Source organism: bacterium, from assembly GCA_030647005.1.
Taxonomy (GTDB): domain Bacteria; phylum Patescibacteriota; class Patescibacteriia; order JACPHY01; family JACPHY01; genus JAUSKG01.
The window spans coordinates 1-9,084 of the sequence record JAUSKG010000035.1 but is presented as its reverse complement, the minus strand read 5'-3'; the positions used below and the strand labels follow the sequence as shown (position 1 = coordinate 9,084).

The window sequence follows — 9,084 nt, the reverse complement described above, 5'->3', positions numbered from 1 at the left end:
GGAGTCCGCGACGTGGCAATCCCGGTCATACCAGTACAGAGGTGAAAACCGCGTACGCTCTATGACCGGGATTGCCACGCCGCGCGGACGCTGCTCGCAATGACAGGGGGTGGATGACCGTAGGGGAGGGGTTTACCCCCTCCCGTCTCCATTGTGTGATGGTTTTGGTGTTGGGTACTCCCGTCTGTATGATGGAGATGCGGCATGCTCATACCCTATGACCACAAAATATATCTTCGTTGCGGGCGGTGTCCTCTCCGGCGTCGGGAAGGGGACCGTCACGGCATCGCTCGGTGCGTTGCTGCAATCCAAGGGATTTCGTGTGACGGCGATGAAGATCGATCCCTACATCAACGTGGATGCAGGCACTATGAATCCCACCGAGCACGGTGAGGTCTTTGTGACGGACGATGGCGATGAGACGGATCAGGACATCGGCAACTACGAGCGTTTCCTGGGACAGAACCTCGGGAAGGGGAATTACATGACGACCGGACGGGTGTACCTGTCCGTCATCGAGCGCGAGCGAGCCCTCGGGTACAAGGGGAAGTGCGTGGAGGTGGTCCCGCACATTCCGGAAGAGGTACTCCGGCGCATCCACGCATGTGCGACGCTCCGTCGCGCCGAGGTTGTGCTCATCGAGGTGGGCGGGACGGTTGGTGAGTACCAGAACGTGCTGTTCCTGGAGGCGGCGCGACTCCTCAAGCAGCAGCGACCAGAGGATGTCATCACGCTCCTCGTGTCCTACCTCCCGATTCCGGGCCACATCGGCGAGATGAAGACGAAGCCCACGCAGCACGCGACGAAGCAGCTCCAGGCCGCGGGCATCCAGCCGGACTTCATTATCGCGCGCGGATCGCAGCCGCTCGACACCGTGCGGAGGAAGAAGCTCGCGATGTTCTGCAATGTCCAAGCGGATGACGTCATCGCCGCGCCCGACGTGCCGTCCATCTACCACGTCCCGATCAACTTTGAGCGTGATCACCTCGGCGAGCGCGTGCTCCGGAAGCTCGGGCTCAAGCCGCGCAGGAGCGATCTCCGGCAGTGGAAGACCATGGTGCGCGCTTCGGAGCGCACCTACCCGCCCGTGCGCATCGCGATCGCGGGCAAGTACTTCTCCGTCGGCGACTTTGTGCTCTCGGATGTGTACTTCTCCGTCATCGAGGCGGTGAAGCACGCCGCGTGGACTGCGAAGCGCACGCCGGTACTCGAGTGGATCAACACCGAGGTGTACGAGGACGATGCGCGAGCGGTGAAGGAGCTTGACCAGTTTGATGGCGTCATCGTCCCGGGCGGGTTTGGCACGCGCGGCGTCGAGGGGAAGATCCGGGCGATCCGGTACGTGCGCGAGCATGGGATTCCGTACCTCGGCATCTGCTACGGCATGCAGCTCGCGTGCGTGGAGTACGCGCGCAACGTGCTCGGACTGCGCGACGCACATACGACGGAGGTCGTGGAGCGTACCCATGACCCGATCATCGCGGTCATGGAGGATCAGGAGCAGCAGCTCGCGAGCGGCGCGTACGGCGGTACGATGCGTCTCGGTTCGTACGACTGTCGCATCGCCACGGGCACGCGAGCGGCGCGCGCGTACCGCGACACGTCGCGCGTCACCCGTACGTACGCGAAAGGCGATCTCCTCATCTCCGAGCGCCATCGCCATCGCTACGAGTTCAATAATCAGTACCGTGGCGCGTTCGCGGAAGCCGGGATGGTGTTCTCCGGTATGAACCCGCAGCGCGACCTCGTGGAGATCATCGAGCTCCCCGCGCGCAGCCATCCGTACTTCGTTGCCGCGCAGTTTCATCCGGAGTTCAAGAGTCGCCCGCTTGACCCGCAACCGCTGTTCCTCGGGCTCCTGCGCGCAGCGGCAAAACGCAACACCCGCTCGTGAGAGCGGGTGTTGGCTTCCTCATTGTTTTCCTAGTTCTCCCTTTACTCCGAATGCTCCCTCCGAAGCTGGCGCGTGAGCGCCAAGAACCGCGACCACGTTGCGCGTGTGCTTCCTGCCGCTGAAGCTGATGAACGCGCGCTTCATGAACTTCACAACGCCGTCTGCGGTCGCGAACAGCGTGTCGTCCTTGCCGCGCATGACGTTTACGCCCGGGCGGAACGCCGTCCCGCGCTGGCGGACGATGATGTTCCCCGCTCGCACGGCCTGCCCGTCGGCGCGTTTGACACCCAGCCGTTGCCCTTGCGAGTCGCGGCCGAGTCGGGAGGAACCAACTCCTTTCTTATGTGCCATAGGGGTGAGTTGCTAGCTCCTAGTTGCTAAGAGCTGTATTGTCTCCATTGCAGCACGGGGGTGATCGGGTGTCAAGTGGAGCGTTCCATGCTACGCTGAACAGAGCGAAGGGGAGTGGGGGATGGGAGGGGGTAAACCCCTCCCCTACGGTACACGCACAGTGGAATGACGGGATGAGTCCATGATGGCGTAGGGGCGGGTTTTATACCCGCCTATCCGGATCAGGGCTTGTCCTTCGTCGCCAAGCTCCTCAGGACGACGCAGGGAGAAACAGCGGTGTCATTTTTTGCTCACGGTATCGCTCGAAATGACAGAGGCGGCGGTGGATACTTTGCCTCCCAACGTGTCATTTCGAACGGAGCGCAGCGCAGAGAGAAATCTCACCGGATACAATGGAGTACCAGAGGAGATTTCTCGCTCGCGGATGCCGACGTTGCAAGATGGAAGCAAGCCGGCATCCCGAGCTTGCCTCGGGATTCACTCGAAATGACAAAAAAATTGCTCGCAAGAGCAAAAGCATTGTGCGGTATTTTTGATGCTATGAAATCCGATGGACATGGTGACCAAGAGATCGTTGGAGAGGAAAGGGGAGCGTTCCTCCGTCCGCTTCGCAAAGACCCTGCGGAGCGGGTTTTCGTCGCCGTGCATCCGCTCCTCGTGCGGCTCTTCCCGCGGTGGATGATTATCGGTGCGTTCCTGCTCCTCGCCGGCACGTGGATCGCGGCGTTCGCGGTGCCGAATGTTCCGGGTGCCGCGTCGCTTGTCACACACTACACGACGACGTTCGGGATTGATGCGCTCGGATCGTGGCGCGCGCTCGTGCGCCTGCCACTCACGGGCACCGTGTTCGTCCTCCTCAATATCGTGCTCGCGTTCCTCCTGACGACTCCGCGGGACGCAGCACCGTCCTCCGCATCGCTCACGCTGTGCGTGGCGGCGTTCCTCATCGCCCTCGCGACGCTCACGGGAACGGTGCTCCTCTGGAGTAAGAATCTCGCGTAGGAGAGTTTTTCTCCACACACCCTATGAATCCCGTCATCACCATTTTCCTCCTCACGACGATTGCGTTCATCGTGACGATCGCGTGGACGCCGGCGCTCACGCGGCTGCTCTACCGGTACAAGCTCGGGAAGACGATTCGGAGCGCGGCGGATGCGCCGGTGTACGCGAAGCTCCACGCGCACAAAGCGGGAACGCCCACGATGGGTGGCGTGCTCGTGTGGGTGACGGCACTCGGCCTCGCCGTTGTCCTCAGCGCGGCGGAGGCGCTTCGTATCCCGTTCCTCCGTGATCTCGCATTCCTCTCGCGGCCAGAGACGCTCCTGCCGCTTGGTGCGATGGTCGCGGCGGCACTTATCGGGCTTGGCGATGACCTTCTCAACGTCTTCGGGATGGGCGCTGCGGGCGGTGGCCTCACGATGCGCCACCGATTGCTCCTCTATACGGGCGTCGCCGCACTCATCGCGTGGTGGTTCGTCGTGAAGCTCGAGTGGACGACACTCCATGTGCCCTTCATCGGCCCCGCCGACCTCGGCCCGTTCGCGTTCTTCCTGTTCGCGATGCTCCTCCTCGTCGCCACGATGCACTCGGTGAACATCACGGACGGCCTCGACGGTCTCGCGGGCGGTACACTCCTCACCGCGCTCTCGGCGTACGGTGTCATCGCGTTCCTCGAGGGACGCTTTGACCTCGCCGCGCTCATCGGCGTGCTCGTGGGCGCGCTTTTCGCGTTCCTCTGGTTCAACATCCCGCCGGCGCGCTTCTTCATGGGCGACACAGGCGCGATGGCGCTCGGGACCGTGCTCGGGACCGTCGCACTCCTCACGAACGAGCCGTTCCTCCTCTTGGTCATCGGCCTGCCGTTCGTTGCGGAGTCCGCATCCGTCGTCGTCCAGATGACAGCGCGGCGCCTCACGGGCAAACGCATCTTCCGCTCGACACCGTTCCACCACCACCTCGAGGCGATCGGTTGGCCCGAGTCCAAGATCGTCATGCGCTTTTGGATCATCGCCGGTGTCGTCGCGGTGCTCGGTCTCATGCTCTACCTCGTTGATCACAGCGCGTAAGTTCCCGTATGCGGATCCCCACAATGCTCCATGATGCTGATACGCGGTTTGTCGCGGCGACGGCGCTCCTCATCGCGCTGGGGCTCATCTTCCTCTCGTCCGCGTCCGCGCCGCTCGCGTACGATCGTTTCGGTGCGCGGTCGTACTACCTCGTCCACCAGCTGTACTCCGGTGTGCTCCCGGGCGTCATTCTGTTCCTCCTTGCCGCGCGGCTCCGCACATCATTTCTCGAGCGCGTGGGGCCGTGGGTGCTCGTCGGGAGCGTCGTGCTCCTCCTCCTCGTGTTCATCCCGGGCCTCGGGGTCTTCCGCGGTGGTTCGCGGAGCTGGCTCAACCTCGGCATCGTCACGTTCCAGCCCTCCGAGATCGCCAAGGTCGGCCTCATTCTCGCGCTCGCTGCGTGGGCGACGGTGCGACGGCCGGCGTGGTTCCATGTGCAGGCGTGGGCGAAGGGGTTCCTCCCGTTCCTCGCCGTGCTCGGATCGGTGCTCGGCATCGTCGTGCTCCAGCCCGACATCGGTACGCTGTCCATCCTCGCCGCGATCGGCGTTGCCATGGCGTTCGCGGCGGGTATGCGGCTGCGCCACCTCGCGCTCCTCATCGCCGGCGGCGTCGCGTCGTTCGGCGCACTCGTCGCTGCGGCGCCGTACCGCGTCGCGCGACTCACCGCGTTCCTCCACCCGGAGCTCGATCCGCAGGGGATCGGCTACCAGGTGAACCAGGCGCTTCTCGCGGTGGGGTCCGGCGGCCTGTTCGGTCAGGGGCTTGGCCACTCGCGGCAGAAGTTCTCGTTCCTCCCGGAGGTTATCTCGGACTCGATTTTTGCGATCATCGCGGAGGAGATCGGGTTCGTGTTCTCCGTCGCGTTCCTCGCGCTCATCGCGTACGTCATCGCACGCGTCCTCGCGAATGCCTTCCAGGCGAACGATGCATTTGATCGGCTCGTGCTCGTGGGTATCGCCGCGTGGTGGGGCGTGCAATCCGTGGTGAACATCGGCGCGATGGTCGGACTCCTGCCGCTCACCGGACTCCCGCTCCCGTTCGTGTCCTTCGGCGGCACCGCGCTCGCGGTTTCCATGGGGGCGGCCGGCATTGTCGTGAACCTCAGTAAAAAACGCGTTGCGCCAGCGCGGTATCGGCGTGCAACCGTATGACATCGTATGTGGCGGTGCAGAGAGCGATCCGCATGGTAGCGGACCCCGAGCGCGCGGCAGTGTCCCGACGATTTTTCAAGACCAACCCGGGCGAGTACGGAGCAGGGGACCGCTTCCTCGGGCTCACCGTTCCGCAGCAGCGGACGATCGCGAAGCGGTTCCCTGATCTCCCGCGCGCGGATGCGCAGCGACTGCTCGCGTCGGCGGTGCACGAGGATCGCCTCGTCGCGCTCTTCATCCTCATCGCGCAGTTTACGCGAGGCGATCGCGCGGTGCGGCGGGACATCTTCCGCCTGTACCTCGCGCAGACGGCACAGGTGAATAATTGGGATCTCGTGGACGCGTCCGCGTACCAGATCGTCGGCGCGTACCTCCGGGATCACCCGCGCGGCGTCCTCCTGCGGCTCGCGCGGTCTCGTCATCTCTGGGATCGTCGCATCGCCATCGTGAGCACGATGGCGTTCATCGCGCGCGGGGAGTTCGATGACACGCTCGCGATCGCGCGCGTGCTCCTCCGCGATGAGCACGACCTCATCCGGAAGGCGACGGGCTGGATGCTCCGCGAGGTGGGGAAGCGTTCGCGGAGCACGCTCGAGGGCTTCCTCGATGCGCACGCGCACGCCATGCCGCGCACCATGCTGCGCTCCGCAATCGAGCGACTCCCCGAGTGCACGCGGCGCGCGTACCGATCGCAACGCGCCCCCGCTTGATCGAGGCGGCGCGGTGTGGTACGTTGAGAGCGTACTCGATCACTCAACAACGATGATCGTATGGTGGAACGCATGGTACCCATGGCGGAGCTCCCGCACGAGCGACAGGTGGAGCTTGCAGAGCAAGAGGCGAAGACCGATGCCGTCTACCGTGAGCGTCAGGCGATCGCGGAGTTCCTGCGGCAGTACCGCCGATATCTCCCGGAGGTAACGGAGGAGGGGAGAACGCGGCGGTTGCGCCTCGTGGACATCGCGGACGAGGTTGCGGCGCGGGTGGAGGAGGCCGAGCAGCGGGAGCCCTCTGCAGATGTCGTAGCGGCGGATGCGCGCGTGCTGCACATACGCGAGGAAGCACTCGAAGAGCTCTTGCCGTGGACGCGTATCGCAGGCGATGCGCTCGCGGGATTCGTGGGGGATGACGATGAGCGTGCGGTGCAGGAGATTGCGGTGCAGGATAACGCGCTCGAAGCATTCCTCGAAGCATTGGAGCGGCTCGATCGGTTGGAGGAGCTCGGGGGCGATTTTCGTCGCGACGCGCTCGAGAGCGATGCAATTCCCGTGCGCGACCACTACCGCATGCGCTACCACGAGCTCGGTCGCGTCATGCAGGACATTGATGCCGCGAACAGCACGATCGAGCACCTGCAGCGCGTCGCGGATCGGCTGCGATCGAACACGCGCATGGTCGTCCACCCGCACGCGATCAGTCGTCAGCTGCGGAAGATAGATGAGGTCGTTGCGCTGCGGGATGCGCTCCTCGCGTCGCACCCCGAGGCGTACCTCCTGGAGCGCGGACGTGCGCTCGCCGAGGCGAAAGCGACATTTGATGCAAACGGGAGAATCGTCGAGACGCCGTACGTGCGGCGGAAAATCGTGTCCATCGAGGGGAGCATCGGGAGAGGTCGCGCCATCTTCATCCACGGCGAGCTCGGGAGCGGGAAGTCCGAGATCGCAAAGCACGTCAGCCGCACGCGTCTCTCCGCGCCACACCTCGCCAGGTGGGAGGCGGCACACCCCGCGCCAAAACAGGAGGAGGCAGAGGCGTACACCGCGTGGGCTGCGCAGCGCGCGGAGCAGGCCGAAGCGCTCATCATTGCTGGCCACCGCAATCTCACGGCGGAACAGATCGTCGGGACCCGTGGCGTGCAGCGCGCGGAGCAGCTCACGCCGGAAGCGCAGGTGCAGCACATTGCAGAGCGGTGGAGCGCATTCGAGCGAGAGAAACGCGTCGAGTTCCTCGCGGCTGGTCTGTCTGATGCCGAGACCGCAGCGCGCATTGGGACCATGCAGCCGCAGTTCGAGCGTGCGTACCAGGAGTCCTTCCGCGCGCCGGTGGAGACGCGCGAGCTCCTCGGGCCGCTCCTCCAGGCCATGCGCGAGGGACGGCCGCTCATCATTGACGAGATGAACGCGATTCCGCACCACACGCTCATCGTCATGAACGATCTCCTCCTCCTGCGGCCAGGAGATGTCGTCACGCCGCCCATTCCGGGTGCCGCGCCCTTCACGGTCGCCGAGGGGTTCTGCGTGCTCGCGACGGGAAACTACAAACCCGAGGATGGCAAGTTCTACATCGGCCGCCAGCCGCTCGATGCCGCGTTCCTTTCGCGGTACGACCTCCTCCGGTACGACTACCTCCCCATGAGCATTGAGGCGGAGCCGCCCGGGCTCCCACCGGAAGAGCAGCGTGTGTACCGGCAGGAGAACGAGTTGTACCAGATGCTCGTCGCGCAGCTCATCAACACGGACCTCTCGCTGACGTTGCCGGAGGGTGAGCTCGTGCGACTCCATGACCTCGCGCGCGTGGCCCGCATGCTCCAGGATGTCTTCTCGGAGCGCGACGTTCCCGGATTCTTCGCCGCAGTGGGCGGACGGTCACTCGCACCGAAGGATGTCCTGAAGGAGAATGTGCTCTCCCTCCGTCACCTCGTGCCGATCGTCCAGGCGTGGAAGCGCGATGGGTTCCAGCGTTCACTCGACTCCTACCTCATGCGCGATTACGTGTCGCGTTCCGCCGCGCGTCCCGCGGAGCTCGTGTTCCTCTACCAGGCGCTCCAGGTGCAGGGAAATTTCTTCCCGCAGGCCGACGGGTGGCCCGACGGCATGAGCGACCGCGATGCGCTCGCGTTTGACATCGAGAGTGAGAAGGCATCGGCCACCGGCCCCCATGCGCCGCGCGGGCAACGTGCCCCCTCTCTCGACCGCTACTCGCCCAAGGACGTCATCGAGGCGCTCTACGGTCCCGCGCCATCGCGCACGGAAGTGCCGGCGCGGTACGTTGATCGGTCTGCAGTGTCAGCGGAGGAAGAAGATACCCAGCAGGAGGATGAGGAAGCGCGCATCGCGTTCGAGCGCTCGCTCGCCACGCTCTCTCAGGGCTTCTCGGCAATCCATGAAGAATCTGAGGGCACAGCATTTAAAGGAGAGGAGTAAACAGTCCCACCCTTCGGCGCTCACGCGCCAGCTTTGGAGAGCACATACATTGAGACGAGCTGCTCCTGTTCCAACCTGTTCCCCGTAGCGGAGACCTTCAGGTCTCCACGGCAGTGCCACCAAGCTCCCCTACGCCCTCAGATGGAGGTCTAAAGACCTCCGCTACGCCACCTCCCCCCATGCCCGAACATCCCCCAACCCCCGAACGTCACCACGGCATCGCGAAGCACGACCTCCCCCGCGATGTCCGTTCCTACGTGAAAAACCTCGAACAGCAAATCCGAGACCAGTTCCGCTCCCTCGGATACCAAGGGCCCCTCACGAACATAGATGAGGTGGAAACCGCCGTTGCCTCCCTCCGAACCACCACCACCCCCCGCGACCTCCCGAGCATCACCCACCTCACCACCCTCTCCCAGGCCCTCTCCGAGGCATACCGCACGGGAACCATCCCCGAGGGAACATACGTCGTTCCC

General features: G+C 64.3%; 8 protein-coding genes. 7 read left to right on the top strand and 1 reads right to left on the bottom strand.

Annotated elements, in window-relative coordinates:
• The first annotated feature begins 217 nt into the window (after positions 1-217).
• Positions 218-1,894, top strand: a complete 1,677-nt coding sequence (locus Q7S96_05185; GenBank protein ID MDO8463625.1) for a CTP synthase — start codon at positions 218-220, stop codon at positions 1,892-1,894.
• Positions 1,895-1,912: 18 nt separating this feature from the next.
• Here Q7S96_05185 and rpmA read toward each other — a convergent pair whose 3' ends face one another.
• A complete protein-coding gene (gene rpmA / locus Q7S96_05180) occupies positions 1,913-2,245 on the bottom strand; it encodes a 50S ribosomal protein L27 (GenBank protein ID MDO8463624.1) in 333 nt (110 codons plus the stop codon).
• Between the two features lie 540 nt (positions 2,246-2,785).
• Between rpmA and Q7S96_05175 the strand changes: the two genes are divergently transcribed.
• From Q7S96_05175 to Q7S96_05150, 6 genes are all read left to right on the top strand, one after another.
• Complete coding sequence (locus Q7S96_05175; protein MDO8463623.1) at positions 2,786-3,247, top strand: hypothetical protein; 462 nt, start codon at positions 2,786-2,788, stop codon at positions 3,245-3,247.
• A 23-nt stretch (positions 3,248-3,270) separates the two neighbouring features.
• Positions 3,271-4,311, top strand: coding sequence for a phospho-N-acetylmuramoyl-pentapeptide-transferase (mraY, locus tag Q7S96_05170; protein ID MDO8463622.1), 1,041 nt, complete (start codon positions 3,271-3,273; stop codon positions 4,309-4,311).
• 8 nt (positions 4,312-4,319) lie between these two features.
• Positions 4,320-5,465, top strand: a complete 1,146-nt coding sequence (locus Q7S96_05165; protein ID MDO8463621.1) for a putative peptidoglycan glycosyltransferase FtsW — start codon at positions 4,320-4,322, stop codon at positions 5,463-5,465.
• Positions 5,462-6,175 (top strand): DNA alkylation repair protein, encoded by a 714-nt coding sequence (locus tag Q7S96_05160; GenBank protein ID MDO8463620.1) that lies wholly within the window; start codon positions 5,462-5,464, stop codon positions 6,173-6,175. Before Q7S96_05165 ends, Q7S96_05160 begins: the two co-directional genes overlap by 4 nt.
• A 60-nt stretch (positions 6,176-6,235) precedes the next feature.
• On the top strand, positions 6,236-8,608 hold the full coding sequence (locus Q7S96_05155; GenBank protein MDO8463619.1) for a hypothetical protein: 2,373 nt from the start codon (positions 6,236-6,238) through the stop codon (positions 8,606-8,608).
• A gap of 179 nt (positions 8,609-8,787) precedes the next feature.
• Positions 8,788-9,084 (top strand): hypothetical protein (locus Q7S96_05150; GenBank protein ID MDO8463618.1); only part of this gene is annotated, 297 nt, incomplete at its 3' end.

Bases quoted from the DNA above. Each gene is read 5' to 3' on its own strand.
- Q7S96_05185 (MDO8463625.1), top strand. From the start codon at position 218: ATGACCACAAAATATATCTTCGTTGCGGGCGGTGTCCTCTCCGGCGTC.
- rpmA (MDO8463624.1), bottom strand. From the start codon at position 2,245: ATGGCACATAAGAAAGGAGTTGGTTCCTCCCGACTCGGCCGCGACTCG.
- Q7S96_05175 (MDO8463623.1), top strand. From the start codon at position 2,786: ATGAAATCCGATGGACATGGTGACCAAGAGATCGTTGGAGAGGAAAGG.
- mraY (MDO8463622.1), top strand. From the start codon at position 3,271: ATGAATCCCGTCATCACCATTTTCCTCCTCACGACGATTGCGTTCATC.
- Q7S96_05165 (MDO8463621.1), top strand. From the start codon at position 4,320: ATGCGGATCCCCACAATGCTCCATGATGCTGATACGCGGTTTGTCGCG.
- Q7S96_05160 (MDO8463620.1), top strand. From the start codon at position 5,462: ATGACATCGTATGTGGCGGTGCAGAGAGCGATCCGCATGGTAGCGGAC.
- Q7S96_05155 (MDO8463619.1), top strand. From the start codon at position 6,236: ATGGTGGAACGCATGGTACCCATGGCGGAGCTCCCGCACGAGCGACAG.